This window comes from Lentzea sp. NPDC058436, assembly GCF_042721515.1.
Lineage (GTDB): Bacteria > Actinomycetota > Actinomycetes > Mycobacteriales > Pseudonocardiaceae > Lentzea.
In genome coordinates, this window is the sequence record NZ_JBHXLF010000030.1 from 51,923 (window position 1) to 73,936 (window position 22,014).

General features: G+C 68.2%; 23 protein-coding genes. 12 read left to right on the forward strand and 11 right to left on the reverse strand.

Annotated elements, in window-relative coordinates; translation table 11 throughout:
• The first annotated feature begins 76 nt into the window (after positions 1-76).
• Both ACFWN2_RS43395 and ACFWN2_RS43400 read left to right on the forward strand, forming a co-directional pair.
• Complete coding sequence (locus ACFWN2_RS43395; RefSeq protein WP_382436521.1) at positions 77-634, forward strand: TetR/AcrR family transcriptional regulator; 558 nt, start codon at positions 77-79, stop codon at positions 632-634.
• Complete coding sequence (locus tag ACFWN2_RS43400) at positions 631-1,344, forward strand: phosphotransferase (RefSeq protein WP_382436522.1); 714 nt, start codon at positions 631-633, stop codon at positions 1,342-1,344. Before ACFWN2_RS43395 ends, ACFWN2_RS43400 begins: the two co-directional genes overlap by 4 nt.
• Here the strand turns inward: ACFWN2_RS43400 and ACFWN2_RS43405 are convergent.
• Genes ACFWN2_RS43405 through ACFWN2_RS43415 form a run of 3 tightly spaced genes read right to left on the reverse strand, consistent with a single transcriptional unit; the run spans position 1,334 to position 4,466 of the window.
• Positions 1,334-2,203: a sugar ABC transporter permease gene (locus tag ACFWN2_RS43405; RefSeq protein WP_382436547.1), complete on the reverse strand. Its 870-nt coding sequence runs from the start codon at positions 2,201-2,203 to the stop codon at positions 1,334-1,336. The genes ACFWN2_RS43400 and ACFWN2_RS43405 overlap by 11 nt on opposite strands.
• 28 nt (positions 2,204-2,231) lie before the next feature.
• Positions 2,232-3,149: a carbohydrate ABC transporter permease gene (locus ACFWN2_RS43410; protein WP_382436523.1), complete on the reverse strand. Its 918-nt coding sequence runs from the start codon at positions 3,147-3,149 to the stop codon at positions 2,232-2,234.
• 57 nt (positions 3,150-3,206) lie between these two features.
• A complete protein-coding gene (locus ACFWN2_RS43415; protein ID WP_382436524.1) occupies positions 3,207-4,466 on the reverse strand; it encodes an extracellular solute-binding protein in 1,260 nt (419 codons plus the stop codon).
• A 222-nt stretch (positions 4,467-4,688) separates the two neighbouring features.
• Between ACFWN2_RS43415 and ACFWN2_RS43420 the strand changes: the two genes are divergently transcribed.
• Together ACFWN2_RS43420 and ACFWN2_RS43425 are read left to right on the forward strand one after the other, a co-directional pair.
• Positions 4,689-5,726, forward strand: coding sequence for a LacI family DNA-binding transcriptional regulator (locus tag ACFWN2_RS43420; RefSeq protein WP_382436525.1), 1,038 nt, complete (start codon positions 4,689-4,691; stop codon positions 5,724-5,726).
• Between the two features lie 134 nt (positions 5,727-5,860).
• Positions 5,861-6,964, forward strand: a complete 1,104-nt coding sequence (locus ACFWN2_RS43425) for a LacI family DNA-binding transcriptional regulator (protein ID WP_382436527.1) — start codon at positions 5,861-5,863, stop codon at positions 6,962-6,964.
• Between the two features lie 3 nt (positions 6,965-6,967).
• Here ACFWN2_RS43425 and ACFWN2_RS43430 read toward each other — a convergent pair whose 3' ends face one another.
• A complete protein-coding gene (locus ACFWN2_RS43430) occupies positions 6,968-7,636 on the reverse strand; it encodes a hypothetical protein (protein WP_382436528.1) in 669 nt (222 codons plus the stop codon).
• Positions 7,637-7,790: 154 nt separating this feature from the next.
• On the opposite strand from ACFWN2_RS43430, the gene ACFWN2_RS43435 reads away from it, so the two are divergent.
• The 3 genes from ACFWN2_RS43435 to ACFWN2_RS43445 all read left to right on the forward strand — a co-directional run bounded on the left by ACFWN2_RS43435 (position 7,791) and on the right by ACFWN2_RS43445 (position 9,870).
• Positions 7,791-8,303 carry a carbonic anhydrase gene (locus tag ACFWN2_RS43435; protein ID WP_253321886.1) on the forward strand — a complete coding sequence of 171 codons (513 nt, stop codon included), beginning with the start codon at positions 7,791-7,793 and terminating at the stop codon, positions 8,301-8,303.
• Between the two features lie 62 nt (positions 8,304-8,365).
• On the forward strand, positions 8,366-9,361 hold the full coding sequence (locus tag ACFWN2_RS43440; protein ID WP_382436530.1) for an A/G-specific adenine glycosylase: 996 nt from the start codon (positions 8,366-8,368) through the stop codon (positions 9,359-9,361).
• Positions 9,361-9,870: a 2'-5' RNA ligase family protein gene (locus ACFWN2_RS43445; protein ID WP_382436531.1), complete on the forward strand. Its 510-nt coding sequence runs from the start codon at positions 9,361-9,363 to the stop codon at positions 9,868-9,870. The genes ACFWN2_RS43440 and ACFWN2_RS43445 overlap by 1 nt, the downstream gene beginning before the upstream one ends.
• Here ACFWN2_RS43445 and ACFWN2_RS43450 read toward each other — a convergent pair.
• Entirely contained in the window at positions 9,819-10,529 is a 711-nt protein-coding gene (locus ACFWN2_RS43450) for an alpha/beta fold hydrolase (RefSeq protein WP_382436533.1), read from the reverse strand. The two genes, ACFWN2_RS43445 and ACFWN2_RS43450, sit on opposite strands and share 52 nt — an antisense overlap.
• A 51-nt stretch (positions 10,530-10,580) precedes the next feature.
• Here ACFWN2_RS43450 and ACFWN2_RS43455 point away from each other — a divergent pair, with 51 nt between their 5' ends.
• From ACFWN2_RS43455 to ACFWN2_RS43465, 3 genes are read left to right on the forward strand one after another with little or no spacing between them, the layout of a single operon-like run.
• Positions 10,581-12,032, forward strand: coding sequence for a M1 family metallopeptidase (locus ACFWN2_RS43455; protein WP_382436534.1), 1,452 nt, complete (start codon positions 10,581-10,583; stop codon positions 12,030-12,032).
• 10 nt (positions 12,033-12,042) lie between these two features.
• On the forward strand, positions 12,043-12,354 hold the full coding sequence (locus ACFWN2_RS43460; protein WP_191305030.1) for an antibiotic biosynthesis monooxygenase: 312 nt from the start codon (positions 12,043-12,045) through the stop codon (positions 12,352-12,354).
• Entirely contained in the window at positions 12,354-13,148 is a 795-nt protein-coding gene (locus tag ACFWN2_RS43465; protein WP_382436548.1) for an NAD-dependent deacetylase, read from the forward strand. Before ACFWN2_RS43460 ends, ACFWN2_RS43465 begins: the two co-directional genes overlap by 1 nt.
• Here the strand turns inward: ACFWN2_RS43465 and ACFWN2_RS43470 are convergent.
• Entirely contained in the window at positions 13,120-14,142 is a 1,023-nt protein-coding gene (locus ACFWN2_RS43470) for an endonuclease/exonuclease/phosphatase family protein (protein WP_382436535.1), read from the reverse strand. The genes ACFWN2_RS43465 and ACFWN2_RS43470 overlap by 29 nt on opposite strands.
• Positions 14,143-14,238: 96 nt before the next feature.
• Here ACFWN2_RS43470 and ACFWN2_RS43475 point away from each other — a divergent pair, with 96 nt between their 5' ends.
• Positions 14,239-14,871 carry a DUF6928 family protein gene (locus tag ACFWN2_RS43475; RefSeq protein ID WP_382436537.1) on the forward strand — a complete coding sequence of 211 codons (633 nt, stop codon included), beginning with the start codon at positions 14,239-14,241 and terminating at the stop codon, positions 14,869-14,871.
• Between the two features lie 76 nt (positions 14,872-14,947).
• Here the strand turns inward: ACFWN2_RS43475 and ACFWN2_RS43480 are convergent, their stop codons facing one another.
• From ACFWN2_RS43480 to ACFWN2_RS43500, 5 genes are all read right to left on the reverse strand, one after another.
• Positions 14,948-15,787: a hypothetical protein gene (locus tag ACFWN2_RS43480; protein ID WP_382436539.1), complete on the reverse strand. Its 840-nt coding sequence runs from the start codon at positions 15,785-15,787 to the stop codon at positions 14,948-14,950.
• 2 nt (positions 15,788-15,789) lie between these two features.
• Positions 15,790-16,917 carry a WXG100 family type VII secretion target gene (locus ACFWN2_RS43485; RefSeq protein WP_382436540.1) on the reverse strand — a complete coding sequence of 376 codons (1,128 nt, stop codon included), beginning with the start codon at positions 16,915-16,917 and terminating at the stop codon, positions 15,790-15,792.
• Between the two features lie 6 nt (positions 16,918-16,923).
• On the reverse strand, positions 16,924-17,238 hold the full coding sequence (locus ACFWN2_RS43490; RefSeq protein WP_382436541.1) for an ESX-1 secretion-associated protein: 315 nt from the start codon (positions 17,236-17,238) through the stop codon (positions 16,924-16,926).
• Positions 17,235-17,894 carry a YbaB/EbfC family nucleoid-associated protein gene (locus ACFWN2_RS43495; protein ID WP_382436543.1) on the reverse strand — a complete coding sequence of 220 codons (660 nt, stop codon included), beginning with the start codon at positions 17,892-17,894 and terminating at the stop codon, positions 17,235-17,237. Before ACFWN2_RS43495 ends, ACFWN2_RS43490 begins: the two co-directional genes overlap by 4 nt.
• A gap of 194 nt (positions 17,895-18,088) precedes the next feature.
• Positions 18,089-20,650: an ATP-dependent Clp protease ATP-binding subunit gene (locus ACFWN2_RS43500; protein WP_382436544.1), complete on the reverse strand. Its 2,562-nt coding sequence runs from the start codon at positions 20,648-20,650 to the stop codon at positions 18,089-18,091.
• A 319-nt stretch (positions 20,651-20,969) separates the two neighbouring features.
• Here ACFWN2_RS43500 and ACFWN2_RS43505 point away from each other — a divergent pair, with 319 nt between their 5' ends.
• Positions 20,970-21,770 (forward strand): (2Fe-2S)-binding protein, encoded by an 801-nt coding sequence (locus tag ACFWN2_RS43505; protein WP_382436545.1) that lies wholly within the window; start codon positions 20,970-20,972, stop codon positions 21,768-21,770.
• Positions 21,771-22,014: the final 244 nt, after the last annotated feature.

Genomic DNA, 22,014 nt, shown 5'->3' on the forward strand with positions numbered 1-22,014 from the left:
ATGTTCTCCTTTCCGGAGTCTGGACTCCGGAATATACGGAGTCGAGACTCCGGATGACAAGCGCGAGGATGGCGGGATGCGGAGCGACGCGCAGGCGAATCGGGACCGGGTGCTGGCCGCGGCGGAGGAGGTCTTCGGCGAGTCGGGCGAAGCCGGGTCGACCGAGGAGATCGCCCGTCGCGCCGGCGTCGGGATCGGCACCGTGTTCCGGCACTTCCCGACGAAACAACTGCTGGTCGAGGCCACCGTCGTGCGGCACCTCGCGCTGCTCACCGCCACGGCGCGGGCGCGGGCGGAGGACGGCGGCGAGGCCGGGGAGGCGTTCCGGACGACGTTCCGGGAGCTGATCTCGGGCGCCCCGGCGAAACTCGCGCTGCTCGCGTTGCGCGAACGGACCGGCGCTCCGGACGACTCCGCCGACGAGGTGAGGGCCGCGGCCCTCCGGTTGCGCGACGCCGTCGAGGTGCTGCTGTCCCGCGGACAGGAGGCCGGGGAGGTGCGGGCCGACACCACGGTGGACGAGGTCTACGTGCTGATCAGGGCGCTGGCGAACACCCGCGGCGATCGGTCCGTTGTGGACGGAGCCGTCGGCGTCGTGCTGGACGGGTTGGCCCCGCGGCGTTCAGGAGCGTGAACGAACAACCGCTGCCGGGCGGATTCGTCAACGAGGTGGTCCGCGTCGGGGACACGGTGCGACGCAGGACGTCGGAGCGCTCCGACTTCGTCCACCGGCTGCTGCTCCACCTCGAACGGCACGGGTGGCCGGGCGCGCCGAGGTTCCTCGGCATCGACGGGCAGGGCCGGGAGGTGCTGACGTTCCTCGAAGGTCACGTTCCCGCGCGGTCCACCGGGGACCTGGCCGAACTGGCGCGGCTGGTACGGCGGTTCCACGACCTGACCGCCGGCACCGCGCTGGCCGGCGACCAGGAGGTCGTGTGCCACAACGACCTGGCCCCGAGGAACACCGTGTACCGCGACGGCGTGCCGGTCGCGGTCCTCGACTGGGACCTCGCCGCACCGGGCGCGCGCATCCACGACGTGGCGCACATGTGCTGGCAGTACCTGGACCTCGGACCGGCGGTGGACGACCTCGCCGCAACGGGAGAACAGCTTCGTGTGCTGTGCGACGCCTACGGGCTCGACGACAGGAGCCAGGTCGTGGAGATGATCCTGTGGTGGCAGGACCGCTGCGCCGAAGGCATCGAGAACGACCCCGCGCTGGCGCGGCTGCGCGAATCAGGCGCCGTGCGATCCGTGCGGAACGCACAGACGTGGGTCGCCGAGAACAGAACAGGGCTGGAGGCGGCCCTGAAGCCACCTCCAGCCCCGCAGATCAGCCCTTGACGGCGCCGGACGCGAGCCCCTGCACCAGGAACCGCTGCACCAGGTAGAACACGACGATCGCCGGGATCGCCACCAGGATCGACGCGGCGGCGAGGTGCCCCCACTCCGTCCTGTTCTGCTGCACGAACACCTGCAGGCCGACGGCCAGCGTCTTCGACTCGTCCGCCGCGGACAGGAACGCGGACGCGAACGCCACCTCGCCCCAGGCCGTGAGGAACGCGTAGAACGCCGTGACCGCGAGACCCGGCTTGGCCAGCGGCATGATCAGCCGCCAGAACACGCCGAACGGCGACAGCCCGTCCACGCGGCCGGCCTCGTCGATGTCGGAGGGCACCGTGTCGAAGTAGCCCTTCAACATGTACGTGCAGAACGGCACCGCGGTCGTGCAGTACACCAGCACCAGGCCGATGGAGCTTCCGTTGAGCCCCAACGCGATGAGGATGTTGTACAGCGGCACGATGAGCACCGCGAACGGGAACATCTGCACCAGCAGGAACGACATCATCAGGCCGCGCTTGCCGGGGAACCGGAACCGCGAGGCCGCGTACCCGGCGGTGGCCGAGATGAAGACGCCGACGACGGTCGTCATCAGCGCGATCAGCACGGAGTTGCCGAACCAGGCGAGGAAGTCGCCCTTCTCGCCCGACAGCACGCGGGTGTAGTTGTCCAAAGAGGACTCGTTGAACAGCTTCGGGGTCGGCTCGACCGCGCGCGCGTCCGGCTTCAGGGACGTGACGAACACCCAGAAGACCGGGAACACCGCGATGACCGACGCGACGATCAGCGTGGCGTGCAACGCGATCGAGGCGCCCTTGGACCTGTCGGTCCTGCGCGGCCGGGCACCGCCGGCCTGCACCATCTTCAGAGACGAAGCGTCGAGCGTCACGTCACCACACCTCGCCCTGCTTGCGCAGCGCCCGCCGGTAGATCGTGGCGAACACCAACAACACCGAAAGGATCAGCACGCCGTAGGTCGACGCGATGGCGTAGTCGCGGGACGCGCCGGAGAAGAAGCGCTCGAACGCGTAGGTGACCAGGATCCGGGCGTTCGGGTTGGGCCCGGCGATCAGGTAGATGACCGGGAACATGTTGAACGTCCAGATGATGCCCAGCAGGATCACCGTCGACGACACCGAACGCAGGCCCGGCAGCGTGACGTGCCGGAAGCGCTGCCACGGCGTGGCGCCGTCCACCTCGGCCGCCTCGTAGAGGTCGCCGGGAATCGACTGCAGGCCACCGAGGAGCGCCACCATCATGAACGGCGTACCCAGCCAGACGTTCACGATGATCACCGACACCAGCGCCCAGTTCGACTGGCCGAGCCACACCGGGTCCGGCAGGCCGACCGCGCGCAGGAGCTGGTTGATGATCCCGTACTGCGCGTTGAACATGTACTTCCACGAGAACGCGCTGATGAAGCCGGGCACGGCCCACGGCAGGATCAGCAGCACGCGGTAGAGCGTGCGGCCCTTCACCTGGCGGTTCAACAGCATCGCCAGGCCGAGACCGATGGTGTAGTGGAAGAACACGCACGAGAACGTCCAGATCAGCGTGCGGACCAAAGTCCCCCAGAACGCACCGAACGACTCACCGCCGGACAGCACGTTGAGGTAGTTCTTGAACCCCACCACGTCGTAGCTCGCCGGCCGCTCGAGGATCGGGTTGGCGATGTTGCCCTCGTTGATGTTCGTGAAGGTGAAGAACACGCCCTGCGCGAGCGGGTAGAGCACCAACACCGCGATGACCACCACGACCGGCAGCACCATCGCATACGCGTACCAGTACCTGTCCAGGAACCGACGCACCGAGACTCCCCTTCCGGCGAACGGCCGGGGTCGTGAAACCCCGGCCGCTCAACACGATCAGCCGATCGAGTACTCGGTGACGACCTTCTCCTTGTACGCCTTCGCGACGTCGTCCAGAGCGGTCTTGGCGTCCTTCTTGCCGGCCAGGAAGTCGGCGTAACCGACCTTCAGCGGGTCGAACAGCTCGCCGCCCTCCGGGATCCACGGGCGCTCGTGCGCGACCTTGGTGACCGGCTCGAACGCGGCGACGACGGCGTTGGCCTTGACGTCGGCGTTCTGGTAGGCCGACTTGCGGGTCGGCAGCAGGCCCAGCTCCTTGGCGATGGTCGCCTGCGACTCGACCGACGCCATGCAGGTGATGAACTTGATGGACGACTGCTTCGCCTTGGTGCCCTGGCGGACCACGTAGTCGTGGCCACCGACCGGCGCGCTGCCCTTGCCCGCGGACGGGCCGGGGACGGGGGCGATGCCGAGGTTCGCCGGGTCGCTGAACGCGGCGCCCTTGAGGTAGTCGGCGACGGCCCACGGACCGTTGACGACCATCGCGGCGTCACCGGACGAGAACGCGGCCTGCATGTTCGAGTACGAGTTCGTCGCGTCGAGAGCCGTGGTGGCGGCCTTGCCGTCGAGCAGGCTCTTCGCGGTCTCCAGCGCCTTCACGTTCTGCGCGGAGTTCACGACGATCTTCTTGGCGGAGGCGTCGACCAGGTCGCCTCCCTCGCCGTAGATGAACGGCAGCGCGTAGTACGCGTCGTTGTTGAGGAAGAACGACTTCTCGCCGCCCAGCTTCGCGGCGGCGGCCTTGAGCTCGTCCCACGTCTTCGGCGGCTCGACACCGGCGTCGGCGAGCTTCTTCTTGTTGTAGAGCAACGCGAGCGAGTCGGTCACCTGCGGCACCGCGTAGGTCTTGCCCTCGTACTTCGTGGAGCCGAGCGGGGCCTCCAGGAAGTCGGAGGTGTCCTTGGCGAGGTCGGTGTCCGACAGGTCGGCGACGTAACCCAGCTTCGCGAGCTGCGGCACCCACGCGACCTCGGAGCGGAAGACGTCGGGCCCCTGACCGCCCTGAGCAGCGGTCTTGTAGTTGTTGAGCGCGCCGTCGAACGCCTGCGTCTCAACCTTGACCTTGTAGCCGTCCTTGGTGGCACAGCCTTCCGCGATCTTCTTGAAGACCGGGCTCTCGTTGGGACCACTGGTGTCCCAGAAGGTCACCTCACCCGAGTCGGATCCGCTGTTGCTGCTCGATCCACCGCTTCCGCAGGCGGTGAGCACGAGGGCGACACCCGTCGCCATGGCGGTCACGAGGGTTGTCCGTCGCATCGTTGCTGCCGTTCCCTCCAGCTGGGGCCTCATCTCCGAGTGAGACGAGGGTCTTGCAAGTTTTTGCGAGAATGTTGCGGGCGATTTCACTACCAGAACCATGGTCAGGTCAAGACATGGACCGTAACCAAGCCGTAACGGCGCTGTCTTGCAAACGCTCGTTGCAAAATTTTTCTGGACACGGCAGGCTTGCGCCGAACCTGATCTGAGCTGGGAGGCAACGTGTCCGGACTGTCCGAGATCGCCAGGGCAGCCGGGGTGTCCATCTCGACCGTGAGCCGTGTTCTCAACAGGCGCGCGGGTGTGAACGAGGAGACCCGGCAGCGCGTGCTGTCGGTCCTCGCGGAGATGCCGTACACCCCGCGCGGACTCGGGGCGCTGCAACGCACCGGCGTGATCGGCCTGCTCGTGCCGGAGCTCTCGAACCCGGTGTTCCCCGCGTTCGCCGAGGCGCTGGAGACGCGGGCCGCGCGCCTGGGCTACTCGTCGCTGCTGTGCAACACCCGCAGCGGCGCACCGATGGGCGAGGAGGAGTACGTCCGGATGCTCCTGGCCCGCGGCGTCGAGGGCATGGTGTTCGTGTCACCGGAGATCACCAACGTCGAGGTGCCGCTCGGCCAGGCGCCGCGCCCGAGCTACTACGCGAAGCTCCTCGCGGACGGCGTCCACATGGTGTTCCTGAACGGCGCCACGCCCGCGCTGGACGTGCCCGACGTGACGGTCGACGAGCAGCTCGCGGGCTACATGGCCACCCGCCACCTGATCGAGCTCGGCCACGAGCGGATCGGGTTCGTCTCCGGTCCGGCGCGGTCGCTGCCCTCACGGCTGAAGCGCGCCGGCTGGGCCGCGGCCCTCGAAGAGGACCACCTGCCGGCGGGGTCGGAGTACGTCGCGCACGCGCCGTTCAGCGCGGAGGGTGGCGGCCAGGCCGTGGCGCAGCTGCTCGACACCGTGGCGCCGACGGCGGTGATCTGCTCGTCCGACCACATGGCGCTCGGCGTCATGCGCGAGGCGCACCAGCGGAAGATCTCCGTACCGGACGAACTCTCGGTCGTCGGGTTCGACGACATCCCCCTGGCCGCCTACTCGTCGCCCGCTTTGACGACCCTCGCGCAGCCGATCGAGGAGATGGCGGCGGCCGCGATCGACGAGCTCGTGCTGCGCCTCGACCCGGATCGCCGCAGGCAGAGCACCGACAACTACACGCGCGTCTTCCGTCCGCGCCTCGTCGTGAGGGAATCGTCTGCCCCTCCGAAGTGAGAGAACCTGTTCACCTAATTGGTCTGGACCAACTTCTTGACGGGGCAGATGGGTCAACCTGCGCGGATGCGTCATTTGAGGGACGCAGGTCACCCTGACTTCACGAATTGGTTCTGAACCGTTACGGTCCTTTCATGGCGCGGTCGATGCATGTGCGACGTCCGGCAACGTTGGCCTCTCTGGCCGCTGAGCTGGGCGTTTCCCGGACAACGGTGTCCAACGCGTACAACCGGCCCGACCAGCTCTCTCCCGAGCTGCGTCGGCGGGTGTTGGACACGGCCCGAAGGCTGGGTTATCCCGGCCCGGATCCTGTGGCGCGTTCGTTGCGCACGCGCAAGGCCGGTGCGGTGGGCCTGCTGCTCACCGAGAACCTCTCCTACGCGTTCCGCGACCCGGCCGCGATCGGGTTCCTGGAGGGCCTCGCGCTGGCGTGCGAGGACGCCGGGACCGGTCTGCTGCTGGTGCCCGCGAACCCCGAGCGCGAGGACGTCGCGTCCGTGCACCGCGCGGGTGTCGACGGCTTCGTCGTCTACTCGGTGCCGGACGACGACCCGCACCTCGCCGCCGTGCTGGAGCGCCCGGTGCCCACCGTCGTCTGCGACCAGCCGGACCTCGGCACCGTGGACCGCGTCGGCATCGACGACCGCGCCGCGATGTACGAGCTCGCGCGGCACCTCATCGGTCTGGGCCACCGCCGCATCGGCGTCGTGTGCATGCGTCTGGCGCGTGACCGCAACGACGGCTTCGTGACGCCGGACCGCCAGCACGCCGCGCACTTCCACGTGCAGCGCAACCGCCTGTCGGGCCTGGCCGAGGCGTTCAGCGAGGCGGGCGTCGACTGGTCGCAGGTGCCCGTCGTCGAGCGCTTCGACCACAACATGGCCTCCGGCGCGTCCGGCGCGGCCCAGGTCCTCGACCGCGACCCGCAGGTCACGGCGCTGATCTGCACCTCGGACGTGCTCGCGCTCGGCGCGATGACCGAGGCCGCCCGCCGCGGTCTGCGCGTGCCCCACGACATCACCGTGACCGGGTTCGACGGCATCCGCGCCGGCGAGGAGGCCGGGCTCACGACGGTCCGTCAGCCGGTGCTGGAGAAGGGCCGGGCGGCGGGCAAGCTGCTGCTCGACACGAACGAGCGCTCGCGGCCGAGGTCGGTGAACCTCGCGACCGAGCTGATCATCGGCAAGACGTCGGCGGGTCCGCGCGGCGGTGCCGAGGAGCGCTGGTTCGGGCCGTGAGGCCTAGTTCTCCAGCCTGAACACCACGGGTGAGCTGGCCTTCCCGGCCAGCTTCGCCACCAGCAGGTAGTCGCCGGCGCCCACGCGCGTGTGGGCCCCGCACCCCTCCTTCGAGGTCGAGCCCGCCCACTTCGTGCCGTAGTTGAAGGTCTCCTTCGGCTGCAGGACGCGGGTCTCCGTGCCCACCGCGTTCAGGCAGTGGTTGCTCGACCACAGCACCGTCGCGCCGTCCGCCGTCAGGACCGTGAGCTCGCGGTGCTGGCGGCCGATGTCCCTGATGCACGGCACCGGACCGGTGTTCGTGATGTCCATGGACAGTTCCGGCTGGTCACCGATGGTGTAGAAGGGCTTGTTGGCCTTCGCCGCGACCCCGATCACGTCGTCGGGGCAGGGCTGCGGCGGGCCGGGAGGCGGGGGCGGCGGCGCCTCCGACGTCGGCGAGGGCGGCGGGGTCGTCGAGGACGACGAGGCCGCAGCGCTCTCGGACATGCTCGGCGGCGGGTTCGAGGACGACGCCGCGGCCGCGTTCGTGGGCTGTGCGGTCTCGCCGTCGGAGGAGAACATCCCGACGATCCAGATGATCAGCAGGAGTGTGACCAGCGCTGCCCCGATCGCGGCGAGGCGGCGGCGCCAGTACACCGTGGACGGCAGCGGACCTGTGGGCTCGATCACGGCCCGAACGTAACGCTGCGTGCCCTGATCCAGGCTTAGGCGAGCGTCGCTCGATCCGGTGAACGTGATATTGGCCGGAAACCCCTTGTGAACGTGCGCTAACTCCGGTTCCAATCGTCGTGGGGTCCGCCGGTAGGCCATGGAGGTGTGTCACATGACCGCGATCGACGAACTGCTCAAGCGGAACTACGAGCTCGGGAACGTGGTTCCCGGAGACCGTTCGTCCGCGAAGCCGTCCCTGCAGGTAGCAATCCTGACCTGCATGGACTCGCGCATCCGGGTGTTCGAGATCTTCGGTTTGAAGCAGGGTGAGGCGCACGTGCTGCGCAACGCGGGAGGGGTCGTCACCGACGACGCCATCCGCTCTCTCGCGCTGAGCCAGCGCAAGCTCGGCACGCGTGAGGTCCTGCTCGTGCACCACACGAACTGCGGGCTCGAGATGGTCACCGAGGACGACTTCAAGGACGAGCTGGAGGCCGACACCGGCCTGCGCCCGACCTGGGCCGTCGAGGCGTTCAAGGTCGTCGAGCAGAGCGTGCGCGGGTCGATGGCGCGGCTGCGGCGCAGCCCGTTCATCCCGCACACCGACAAGATCCGCGGGTTCGTCTACGACGTGCACACCGGTGAGCTGCGCGAGGTCGACGCCGCCGAGTCCGCGGCCGCCTGACCGCACTTGTGCTTCGAGGGCCCCCTTCGGGGGGCCTTTTCGTTGCGCGACAATGGCAGGCGATGAATCACGAGTTGCTGTTGGGCTGGTGGGACACCGCTGCCCGCGACCTGCCGTGGCGCCGTTCCGACTGCACCGCCTGGGGTGTGCTGATCAGCGAGATCATGCTGCAGCAGACGCCCGTCTCCCGCGTGGAGCCGATCTGGCACGAGTGGCTGGCGCGCTGGCCCGTGCCGTCCGCGATGGCCGCCTCGTCGCAGGGCGAGGTGCTGCGGATGTGGGGCAAGCTCGGCTACCCGCGGCGCGCGATGCGGCTGCACGAGGCCGCCACGGTGATCGCGCGCGATTTTGACGACGTGGTGCCGTCGGACATCGAGACGCTGGAGTCGTTGCCGGGCATCGGCAGCTACACGGCCCGTGCGGTGGCCACGTTCGCGTACGGGCAGAAGTGCGCCGTCGTCGACACGAACGTCCGACGCGTCGTAGCGCGCGCTGTGCACGGTGTTGGTGACGCCGGGCCGCCGTCGACCAAGCGCGACCTCCGTGACGTCGAGGCGATCTTGCCCGACGACCAGCACGACGCCGCGGTGTTCTCGGCGGCGTTGATGGAGCTCGGGGCGTTGATCTGCACGGCTAAGAACCAGAAGTGCGCCGACTGCCCGTTGTTCGCCGAGTGCGCTTGGCAGCTGGCCGGCCGGCCGGCCTACGCGGGTCCGGAGAAGAAGGTGCAGAAGTTCGCCGGCACCGACCGTCAGGTGCGGGGCAAGCTGCTGGACGTGCTGCGGGGCGCGCCCGGCCCGGTGCCCAAGTTCCAGCTCGACGTCGTGTGGAACGACGTGACGCAGCGCGAGAAGTGCCTTGTGTCCTTGTTGAGCGATGGACTTGTTGAACAATCCGACGACGGCCTCTTCCACCTGCCGGGTGAGGGGATTGTTGAACGATCCCACGACAGCTCCGCCTCACCGCCTGATCGTGGGATCGTTCAACAATCCCACGACGGCCTCTTCCCGCTGCCCGATCGAAGGATCGTTCAACAATCCAACAAGGGGACGATCTGATGCACGCGCTCGTGGCGTTCTTCGACGACGAGGCGGACAAGAAGGTCCGTGAGCTGCAGAAACGGGTCGGCGGCAAGTTCCGGTACCCACCGCACCTCACCTACGCCGTCGCGGGCACCATCGGCCCCAAGGTCCGCAAGGAGCTGCGCGAGGACCTGGAACGGCTCTGGATGCCGGACCTCTACCTGCACTCGCTCAGCACGTTCTCCACGTCCGAGAACGTGCTGATGCTGGCCGCCGTCGTCGACACCGAACTGCTCGCGGTCCACTCGGCGATCCACGACGTGCTGGCGAGCAAGGTCAAGAACCCGAGCGCCTACTACCTGCCGGGCAACTGGGTGCCGCACTGCACGCTCGTGCACGACGTCGACGACGAGGCGATGAAGGCCGCGTTCGCCGCCGTGTTCCCGGTCGAGCCGATCCGCGCGAAGGTCCGCGAGGTGTCGATCGTCGACACTCAGACCGGCGAGATCGACGTGCTCAAGAAGGCTTCCACGGCGCCTCGGTAGACCCACGGCGCGCTGTCGTGCACGACGTGACCGGCCTCCTCGACGTAGAGGTACTGGCCACGAGACCGTTGCGCCGCATCGGCCATCTGGCCTGGTAGCTGGCCACCCTTCCCCGCCTCGATCACGAGCGACGGGCACCGCACGGCGTCGATGAAGTCCCAGTAGGCGCGCGTGCCCCAGTGGCCGGCGATCTCGTACAGGTCGTCCATCGACGCGATCAGGTGCCAGCCGTCCTCGCGTTCCTCGAAGTACTCGGCGAACAGCGGCGCGCCGAAGTACGACCTGATGTGCCCGAGCGACTGGAACGGCACCGGCCAGGCGTCGAAGAGCCACTTCCACTCGTCGATCGTGCGTCCCCTGTTGTCCGGGGCGAAGTCCTCGACCACAATCGCGCGCACCAGGTCCGGACGGGTCGCCGCGAGACACCACGCGTGCAGCCCGCCCATGGAGTGCCCGATCACCACGGCGGGACCGAGGCCGAGCTCCTCGATGGCGTCAGCGGCGTCGGCGACGAAGTCCTCGGTGCGGAACGGTCCCCGCCGCGGGTTGCGGCCGTGTCCGCGCTGGTCGATCCCGACCACCCGGCCGAAGGGCGTGAGCCACTGCGCGACCGGCCACCAGGCGGTGGCCCTGCTCATCAGGCCGTGCAGGAGGAGCACGCCTTGACCCGTTCCGCCGAACTCCACCACCGACACAGGGATGATTAACGCATGAAGGCCCGCCCGTACCTGATCGCCCTGGTGTTGATCGTGCTCGTCGCCGGTCTGCTCGTCGTGTTCAGAACGCCGAGCAACGACCCCGCGCAACAGGCACGGGAGACGTCACCGCAGGCCGCGGTGGAGGCCGGGGCGGGCGCGGGCGACGCGTACTACCCGACGGACGGCAACAGCGGCTACGACGTGACGCTCTACGACCTCGCGATCACCTACGACCCGGGGTCCCAGCAGCTCGACGGCGTCGCCACCATCACCGCGACCGCCACCCAGGACCTCTCGCGCTTCAACCTCGACCTGGAGGCGCTGAAGGTCAGCGAGGTGAAGGTCGGCGACCAGCCGGCCAAGTTCACGCAGGAGGGTGACCACGAGCTGGTCATCACGCCCGCCGCGCCGCTCGCGAAGGACAAGCCGTTCACCACGAAGGTCACCTACGGCGGCAAGCCCACGACGATCAACGACGCCTCGCTGGGCCGCAGCGGCTGGCAGGTCTCGTCGACCGGCGGGGCGTTCGCCGCAGGTCAGCCCCACTCCGCGACGACGTGGTTCCCGGCCAACGACACCCCGCGCGACAAGGCGGCGCTGAAGATCGCGGCCCGCGTCCCCGACGGCTGGACGGCCGTCTCGAACGGCCTCGAAGGCCCGGTGACGCGCGACGGCGGCTGGACGACGTTCAACTGGTCGGAGGAGACGCCTTTGGCGACCTACGTCGCCACCGTGGCCATCGACAAGTTCGAGATCGTGCGCTCCACGCTGCCCAGCGGCACGCCCGTGCTCGACGCGTACGCGCCCGGCACGTCCGCGTCCAAGAAGCCGATCCAGTCGCAGATGCCGGAGGTCCTGGCCCACCTGGAGACGAGGTTCGGCCCGTACCCGCAGCGCGCGGCGGGCAGCATCTGGGTGGCCGACCAGATCGGGTTCTCGCTGGAGACCCAGACCCGGCCGATCTACGCGGCGTGGGCCGACCTGGAGACGCTCGTGCACGAGAACGCCCACATGTGGTTCGGCGACTCGGTGTCGATCACGAACTGGGCGGACATCTGCCTGAACGAGTGCCTCGCGTCCTACTCGCAGTGGCTGTGGCTGGAGAAGGAGGGCACGGACCTCGACCAGCGCTACCGCGACCAGGTCGAGCAGCGGCGCGAGCGGTCGTCGTTCTGGGCGCCGAAGCTCTACGACATGGGCAAGGGCAACGAGTTCCGGGGCGTCTACGACAAGGGCATCCTCGGCATGCACGCGCTGCGCAAGCAGGTCGGTGACGACGTGTTCTTCAAGGGCCTGCAGTCGTGGGTCTCGGAGCACCGCGACGGCAACGCCACGTGGCCGCAGTTCGAGGAGCACTTCAAGAAGGTCTCCGGGCAGCCGCTGGACGCGTTCTTCAAGGCGTGGTTCCGGGACTCGGGCATTCCCGACGATCAGTACCTGCTGCCTGTCGGTGTTCGTCGCTAGGCTGGTTGTCATGGCAGTCGTGAAGATCAACGCGATCAAGGTCCCCGAGGGCAACGGCCCCGAGCTCGAGAAGCGGTTCGCCGCCCGTCTGGGCGCGGTCGACGAGCAGCCCGGCTTCCTCGGGTTCGAGCTCCTGCGCCCGGTCGCGGGTGAGGACCGCTACTTCGTCGTCACCCACTGGGAGACCGACGAGGCCTTCGTGGCGTGGCGTGACGGTCAGGCCGGTGCGGCCGCGCACTCCGGTGAGCGCGCACGGCCCGTGTCGAGCGGCGCCGACCTGCTGGAGTTCGAGGTCGTGCTGGGCAGCAAGCCCAAGCAGTGATCGAACAGGCCTACGACCAGGCCGCCGAGCTGATCACCGGCGCGGACGCGGTGCTCGTCTGCGCCGGTGCCGGCATGGGGGTCGACTCCGGTCTTCCCGACTTCCGCGGCACCGAGGGCTTCTGGCGGGCGTACCCGCCGTACGAGCGGCTCGGGCTGAAGTTCGAGGAGATCGCGGATCCCGTCCACTTCGCGGACGACCCCGCGCTGGCATGGGGTTTCTACGGCCACCGATTAGCCCTGTACCGCGCGACCGTGCCGCACGAGGGTTTCGCCGTGCTGCGGTCGTGGGGTGCGCGGGTTTTCACGTCCAATGTGGACGGTCAGTTCCAGAGGGCGGGCTTCGAGGACGTCGCCGAGGTCCACGGGTCGATCCACCACGCCCAGTGCGTGGAACCGTGCACCGACGAGATCTGGGAGTGCTCGTTCGACGTCGAGATCGATCCCTCGACGATGCGAGCGGTGGGCGAGCTGCCGTCGTGTCCTTCGTGCGGCGGGCTGGCCCGGCCCAACATCCTGATGTTCGGCGACTGGGGCTGGGTGCCGCACCGCAGCCAGGCGCAGCTGGACGCGTTGACGGAGTGGCGTCGCAAGCACCGCAGGCTCGCCGTGATCGAGATCGGCGCAGGCACCGCCGTGCCGACCGTGCGGCGTCAGGCCGAGCTGGCGAGCGCGGCCTCGGGCTCGTTGATCCGCGTCAACACCCGCGAACCCGAGGTGCGGCACGGCCGTGGCGTGTCGCTGCCCGTCGGCGCCTTGGAAGCTCTCACGGCTTTGGCACGACGAACTGCGTGACGACGGCCCGGTGATCGCTGCCGGGCACGTCGAACACGTCCACCGTGTCCACGACGATCTTCGAGTCCACCAGCACGTGGTCGATGGTGACCGGCGGCGGCCAGAACCCGCTGTTCGACGGCCACGTGTGGATCAGCCCCTTGCCGACCTGGTCGGCGGCGTCCACGTAGCCCTTGTTGAGCAGCCGCGTCAGGCCGACGTGGTCGAGCGTGGCGTTGAAGTCGCCCGCGAGCACCCTGATCGCGCCGGTCGAGTCGGGCGCGGGCAGCCCGGCGAGCTCACGCTGCCACGCCTCCGGCCCGTCCGTGACGACCGGTGGCAGCGGGTGCACCGAGACGACCTCGATGTCCTGGCCAGGCAGGTCCACGAGCGCCCCTGCCTGCTGCAACGTGCCGGGCGGCGTCAGGTCCCTGCGCGAGAGCGGGAACTTCGAGGCGATGCCGCTGCCCGACCCACCCGGTTCGTCGAGGAACACCCGGTTGGGCAGCACCTGCTTCAGCCCGGCGCGGTCGAGGTCGCTCACCATCTCCGGCGTCAGCTCCTGCATGGCGAGGACGTCGACCCGGCGTGCCCTGACCTCCCGGACGATCGCCTCGGCGTCCGCGATGCCGACGAGCAGGTTCGAGGTCATCAGCCTGACCTGCTGCCCGACCCCGTTCGGCCGCGAGTCGGGAAACGCCCGTGGCGCCACGTTCGCGACGAGCACGACCCCGACCAGCGTCATCGTCAGCCCGATCACCCACCTGCGGCGGAACAGGGCGAACAGCCCGACGAGCAACCCGAGAACGGTGACGTACGGCGTCAGCGAGGTCGCGGCGATCATGTACCGCGTGCCGTCGATGCCGAGCAGCCGGACCAGAGCCGCCGTGACGAACGCCAGCGCGCACAGGAACAGCAGGAACGTGGCGAACCCGCTCCGCGGCGGCTTCACCTCGGTGGTGACCACGTCGTGCAGTGTGCCCGAGCGCGCGTCGGTCTCCGGTGTGGTCTTCACACCTAGGAGGACGGCCAGAGGTCCACTCCCGTTGCCTCCCGGAAAATTGTCAGACCCCTCCGCCACACTGAACCCAACCGACCCGAGGGGGACACGATGGGTGCCAAGGACTGGATGCTCTTCTACGCATCGGACGACGTCAGCAAGGTCCTGAAAAGCTCACCGACGCTCGACAGGGAGGCCACCGAGGCCTTCGTGAGACGCCTCTACCCGTCCCACGACATCCACCCGATCGAGGACGGCAACCTCTACAACGCCAACCCACCGGAGGGAAAGGTCTACGCGGCCGTCTTCGAGGGCCTGTCCATCATCTGCACCTGGGACGCGGCGGGCGACGGGTGGGAGGACCTGCCCCACCACTTCATCACCGAGGCGGCAGGCCGAACCCTCTACCTGCACGCGATGCACAGCGCCGTCGACTTCTTCTCCTACGCCATCTGGGAACCGGACGGCTCCCTGCTCCGCGCGTACAGCCTCTCCCCCGACAGCGGCGTGATCACCGACATCGGCACCCCCCTCCCGTTCGAGGAGCAGTACCTCGCCGGCGACCAGGAGTTCCTCGAGTCCCTCGACCCCGACGAGGACTACCCGTTCCGCTTCCACCCGCTCGAACTGGCCGAGGCGGCCCTGCACGAGCTGTTCGGCTTCAGCTACGAGGGCGCCTGGGAGGAGGACGACCCGGAACTGGGGGAGATCGTGCTGGCGGGCTACGCCGTCACACCGCACTGACCTGCTGCCCGACCACCGTGCAGGCGATCCCGGACAACCACGAGGTGCCAGACGCGCACCTCGAAGGAGTCCGCGGTCAGAGCGCCGCGGCAGGGTGCCGAGGCCGCGCGCCGGGCATCCGGTCGAGCGCACCGCAGATCGTGTCGACCACGACCATCAGGTCATCGGGATGGATGTGGTCGTGCACGACCAGGTAGACGAAGCCCGACTCGAAGGTCAGCGACATCCCCTTGGCCCAGGAAGGCAGCCCGTCCTCCTGGTCGATGAGCCAGTGCAGCACGTCGAAGTTCAGCTCGCGTGCCGCGGTGGAGGGATCGCTGCCGTACGCGGAGAACTCCTGGTCCATGGGTGGCGCCAACGGCACCGGCAGCCACGCGGCGTCCGTCTGCTTCGCGGTCTCCGGCTCGTTGCCGACGACCTGTTTCCACTCGGACGCCAGCTGGCCGGGCGACAGCGGCTGCCCGTTGTTGACGCTGTACTTGTTCGGCCGCCGGACCTTCAGCGGGGCCAGTCGGGCGGTCGCGATCTCAATGCGATGCTCCTGCAACCAGCGCACACCGAATCCACGGCTGTCGTACCTGATGGACGCCTCCGTCACGCGCACGTGCCACGGACCGCGCTGGAAGTCCATCGACAGGTCGAACTGCCGCTTCGACCGGAACGCGATCGAGAACTCGTTCTCGAACGGCTTGCGGAGCTCGCCCGTCCACATCGCGGCCTCGCCGGGCCCGAACACCTTGCCGCCGAGCCTTTGTGCCAGCGGGGTCAGCGCGGCGATCTGCTCGTCTCGCGCCTTCCCGTGGTTGCGGAACTGGAGCCAGCGCCGCGCGACCATGAAGACGATCATGGCGCTGAGGCTGGTCAGAACGAACGGGTGGAGGAGGTAGCCGATCACCCACGACTTGAAGATGTCCATGGTCAGATGTCCAGAAACCCTTCGATGCGCTGCTTCGATTGATCGGTGCCGGTCTCACGCGACTCGGCAGCCTGTTCTTGCAGGGACACGTTTCGCGCGCCCTTCTCATGCGCGACGTTCACCTGGGCCAGCACCTCGTTCCCGACGGCATCGAACATCGATTTGGTGAAGCCTGCCTTCATGCGCTCGCCGACGATGCCTTCGTGGCTGTTCATCCGGGTGACCGGGTTGCTCCTGAACATCTCCCACTTCGTCTTGCCCGCGAGCGCGTCCGTCGCCTCCTGGCTGCGGATCTTCTTGTCCGCCATGGCGTTCTTGAACCCGGTCCGGAGGTTCTTGGCCTTGGCCGCCATGTTCCGCAGGAAGTCCATGATCTTGGTCAGCAGCTGGCGCAGCTTCGCGACGATCCGCGACACCCTGCTCGCGGTGGAGGCGACCCGCACGCCGGTCGCAGCACCTGCGGCGGCCGTGGAAGCACCACAGCTCGGCACAGCGGCGGCCAGCGCGGGAATCCAGATCATGATCAACCAGGTGATCAGCTCGGAGAGGATCGCCTTGATCACGTCCTCGATGATCTGCATGACCATGGACGACATCATCAGCAGCTCGGCCAGCTCACCCGCCTGGCCGGCGACGCCGTCGATCCCACTGGCGAACTCGCCCAGCCTGGTCGCGGCGGCCTCGGAGGCGCTGCCACCCCAGGTGGTCACGGTGCTCTGCAGGTCTTCGGTGAACCTCGTGCTCAGGTCGGAGATGCCTTGGGCGATCGCACCGAAGTTCTCCCCGGCCTGTTGCAACGCCGGACCGTCACCGCTGACGAAGTGGATCATGTCCTCGAGCGGCTGGACCACGCTGATCAGGAAGTTCAGCCCCTGACCGACCAGCCAGCCGATCGGGTCCATCACCATGCCCTGGCCGAACTCGACCACAGAGGTGACCAGGGCGCTGCCCTCGGAGGTCAGTCCAGCCACGCCTCCGGTGTCGCCCGTCTTTCCCGCGGCCTCCTTGGCCTTGACGAAGTTGCCCCAGATCGGGGCGTTCTCCTCCGCCTTCTGCCCGACGGTCTTCTCTCCGACGGTGATCTTGACCTGGGTGTCGCCAGTACCGGCCGTGTAGTCCTGTTCCGCCACGTCGCCCTATCCCCTGTCGACCTGGATGCCGTCGAGGATCTTCTTCAGGGCCGCTTCCTGGTCCGCGTACCCCTTCGCGGTGTCGCGGAACTTCTCCGAGCCGGAGTCCAGCCCTTCCGTCATGGCCGTGAGCGTCTCCTTGAGATCCCCGAGCATCTCCGTGTACTGCTGCTTCACGAAGATCCCGACGACACCCCACGACTTGTCGCCGACATCGGACTTGTCGACGAGCCCGGTGACCTCGCCCGCGAACGCGCGGTGGCCGTAGAGCTTGTCCGCGTACGCGTTCAGCTCCTCCGGGTTGACGCTGAACCCGCTCACCGGCCGTCCTCGTCGTCGTAGAGGTTGAGGAACTTGCCGTCCTGCTTGGGCGGGGCGGCGGGCGGTTGCGGCGACCTGTCGTTCCACGTGGTGCCGCGCATGATGTTCTGGTCGGAGAAGTCGTCGAGCGGTTCGGGAGCGGGCCGGCGCGGCGGCGCGGGCGGCGCAGGTTGCGCGGGCGGGCGGACCGCGGGCGGCGGTGGCGGCATCGGTGGGCGTTGCGGGGCCGGGGTGGCGAGCGCGGCCTCATCGGACCTGACAGCGCGAAGCTCCTCTTTGGACATCCCGAAGAGCTGCGACTGGGTTTCGAGGACCTGGTCCGAGAGCTTCATGTCGTCGCCGATCGCGCCCTCGACGATGCCTGCCTGGCGGCGCGCGGCCTCGGCGACGGCCTTCTGCAGCGTCGTCATCAGCTCGGCGGCGAGAGCGTGCGGTGGCCTGCGCATCGCCTGGTCGGTCAGCCTGATGTCCTTGATGCTGCCGGACGGGCCTGCAACGACGGTCACGGCACGGTCGGCCGAGGTGGCCACCGCCTCCAGCTCGGTCAGCTGCTGCTGCATCTCGCCGACCTTGGCGAACTGCTGGTCAACGCGCTGCATCTGAGACTGGAACCGCTCGAACTGAGCGACCAGCTGCTCGAACGCCGCTGACGGCACAAGGACCACCTCCTCCTGGGCACGCGCTCACGCAAGATCACGCGGAGCGGGCGTCATAGTGGCAGGCGGAATTCCCGGTTCGCGGCGAAACGGGCGAATCGATGTTGCCGAGTGACTCGCGTGACAGACCACGCAGACGAGAACGGCCCCCAGGCTCGGAAGCCTGGGGGCCGTTCTCGTCGGTACTGCCTAGATCACTCGGTCTCGTTGGCCGGAGCGTCCTGCTGCTCGGCGGCCGCGGAGGCGGTGAGGTCGACCGGCGGGGCGTCCGGCACGCGGTTCGGCTTGGCCTCGCCGCGGAACACGAACTTCGCCTTGTCGTGCTGCTCGGACTCGCCGTCCCAGCCCTCGACGTCGGTGATGATGATCTGGCCCGGCTGGAGCTCGCCGAACAGGATCTTCTCCGACAGGGTGTCCTCGATCTCGCGCTGGATCGTCCTGCGCAGCGGGCGGGCGCCCAGCACCGGGTCGAAGCCGCGCCTGGCCAGCAGGGCCTTGGCCCTGTCGGTCAGCTCGATGGCCATGTCCTTGTTCTTCAGCTGCGCCTCGACGCGGGCGATCATCAGGTCCACCATCTTGATGATCTCGTCCTGAGTCAGCTGGTGGAAGACGATGATGTCGTCGATGCGGTTGAGGAACTCGGGGCGGAAGTGCTTCTTCAGCTCGTCGTTGACCTTGTTCTTCATCCGCTCGTAGTTGGACGCACCGTCCTGACCCGAGGTGAAGCCGAGGCCGACGGCCTTGCTGATGTCCGACGTGCCCAGGTTCGACGTGAAGATGATGACGGTGTTCTTGAAGTCCACCGTCCGGCCCTGACCGTCGGTCAGGCGGCCGTCCTCCAGCACCTGGAGCAGCGTGTTGTAGACCTCCTGGTGGGCCTTCTCGATCTCGTCGAAGAGCACGACGGAGAACGGCTTGCGGCGCACCTTCTCGGTGAGCTGGCCGCCCTCTTCGTAGCCGACGTAACCGGGAGGGGCACCGAAGAGCCGCGACGCGGTGTACCGGTCGTGGAACTCGCCCATGTCGATCTGGATGAGCGCGTCGTCCTCGCCGAACAGGAAGTTCGCGAGCGCCTTCGAGAGCTCGGTCTTACCGACACCGGACGGGCCGGCGAAGATGAACGAGCCGGAGGGGCGCTTCGGGTCCTTCAGGCCGGCGCGGGTGCGGCGGATCGCCTTCGACACGGCCTTGACCGCGTCGACCTGGCCGATGATCCGCTTGTGCAGCTCGTCCTCCATGCGGAGCAGACGCGTGGTCTCCTCCTCGGTGAGCTTGAACACCGGGATGCCGGTCCAGTTGGCGAGGACCTCGGCGATCTGCTCGTCGTCGACCTCCGCGACGACGTCCAGGTCACCGTCCTTCCACTGCTTCTCCCGCTCGGCCTTCTGGCCCAGGAGCTGCTTCTCCGCGTCACGGAGCTTGGCGGCGCGCTCGAAGTCCTGCGCGTCGATCGCGGACTCCTTGTCGCGACGCACGTCCGCGATCTTCTCGTCGAACTCGCGCAAGTCCGGCGGCGCGGTCATCCGGCGGATGCGCATGCGCGCGCCCGCCTCGTCGATGAGGTCGATCGCCTTGTCCGGCAGGAACCGGTCGTTGATGTACCGGTCGGCCAGCGTGGCGGCGGCGACGAGCGCCGAGTCGGTGATCGAGACGCGGTGGTGCGCCTCGTACCGGTCGCGCAGACCCTTGAGGATCTCGATGGTGTGCTCGAGCGACGGCTCGCCCACCTGGATCGGCTGGAAGCGGCGCTCCAGCGCGGGGTCCTTCTCGACGTGCTTGCGGTACTCGTCGAGCGTGGTGGCACCGATCGTCTGCAGCTCACCGCGCGCGAGCATCGGCTTCAGGATGGAAGCCGCGTCGATCGCGCCCTCGGCGGCACCCGCACCGACGAGCGTGTGGATCTCGTCGATGAACAGGATGATGTCGCCGCGCGTGCGGATCTCCTTGAGGACCTTCTTCAGGCGCTCTTCGAAGTCACCGCGGTAGCGCGAGCCCGCGACCAGCGAGCCGAGGTCGAGCGTGTAGAGCTGCTTGTCCTTGAGCGTCTCGGGCACCTCGCCCTTGACGACCATCTGCGCCAGACCCTCGACGACGGCGGTCTTGCCGACGCCGGGCTCGCCGATGAGGACCGGGTTGTTCTTGGTGCGGCGGGACAGCACCTGCATGACCCGCTCGATCTCCTTGGCGCGCCCGATGACCGGGTCGAGCTTGCCCTCGCGGGCCGAGGCCGTGAGGTTGCGCCCGAACTGGTCGAGCACCAGGGAGGAGGACGGCGTGCCCTCGCCCCGTCCGGTCGTCTCCGACGCGCCCTTCTCCGTCGAGTAACCGGACAGCAGCTGCAGCACCTGCTGCCGCACCCTGTTGAGGTCGGCGCCGAGCTTCACCAGGACCTGGGCGGCGACGCCCTCGCCCTCGCGGATCAGGCCGAGCAGGATGTGCTCGGTGCCGATGTAGTTGTGGCCGAGCTGAAGCGCCTCGCGCAGCGAGAGCTCCAGGACCTTCTTCGCACGTGGGGTGAAGGGGATGTGACCGCTAGGGGCCTGCTGGCCCTGGCCGATGATCTCCTCGACCTGCTGGCGGACGCCTTCCAGCGCAATCCCCAACGACTCGAGCGCCTTGGCGGCGACACCTTCACCCTCGTGGATCAGACCCAGGAGGATGTGCTCGGTGCCGATGTAGTTGTGGTTGAGCATCCGTGCCTCTTCTTGGGCAAGGACAACCACCCGCCTCGCGCGGTCGGTGAACCTTTCGAACATTCGCACTCCCTGACTGCTGCGTCGGCGGTCCTCGGCTCCACCGATCTACCCTGGTGAGCGCGGCACCGTGGCTCCACTGTAGTGGGCGGTACCGAGGCCTGTGGTTCCCATCAGCGGCAAGCCGCGTCCGGCGAACAGTGACATCTGCATCAACGCAGGTCGGGAGCAACGGATTCCACAGATCGGGCGATGTCCGCTCAACGCGAACAGCCCACCGTTGAGCGATACTCCTGTGACCGGGACCACCTCGGGAGGCACAACTCCGGCGATCTTGGGTAAGGTTAGGCAAGCCTCATCCAGATGAGATAGGACTTGCGCGTTGACCGTACCTGCGAGGGTCTCACAGCAGAACCCGCGTGCGCTCACGCCACTGGCCGAGTCCATCGCCCGCCTGCAGACCGGCACCGAGATCGTCTTCGGCACGCCCTCTGAGGACTGGACGATCTGCTCGGACCTGCTGGCGGAGCCCACCCGGTTCGACCTGTGGCGCAAGGACCTTGCGGAGTGGATGGTCGAGCAGTACGGCGAGTCCGACGACCGCGCCACCGCCGGCTACGTCATGGGCTGGTACCTCCACCAGCCCGGCTACCTGGCCGGTCTCCTCTTCCACACGGCCCGCCGCGTACCGACGCTCAAGCCCTCCGACATGGCGTTCCACATCGCCACCGAGGGCCGCCCGCACCCCGACGGCATGGCCGTGATGTGCGACGAGTTCGCCTGCCTCCCGGACGACCCGGCCTCGAACCACCCGGCAGCCACCGTCGTCGCCAACGAGGCAGCCCTGGCCGCACTCCTCCGAGCCCGCTACGCGGCCCACGCCGCTCAGTTCGTGGCATCGTTCGGCCAGGTGGTCCGCTTCGGCCGCCGCCAACTCTGGGCAGCGGCGACCGACATGCTGGAGTACGGCCCGTGGGCGGCAGGCCGCCTGTTCGGCGACGAGAACGCCGGTGTCACGGACGCGGCGATGATCCTGCCGGAGAAGCTCGAACCTTTCGTGGCGGCTTCGTCGCTGCACTTCACCTCGGAGGGGTGGAAGCGCAAGCGGAACAGCTGCTGCTTCCACTACGTGCTGCCGAACGCCGAGCCGTGCACGGCGTGCCCGCGCACCTGCAGCAACTGACGAGCAGCCAGACCGAGCAGCCGGACCCACGCGATGCCGCAGGCGAGCCGGTGGCGGGTGCGATGCCGCAGGCGAGCCGCATGACAGGTGCGATGCCGCAGGCGAGCCGTCCTTAGCAAGCTGGCCGGGCGGTGGGGTCCCATCACGAGTCGCGCCATAGCACTTGCTGCACCTGAAGAGGGGTGTCAAGCGGACACGCGATTGGTAAGCGTGAGAACCCACAAAAAGTGGGGGCCGCCCGAGG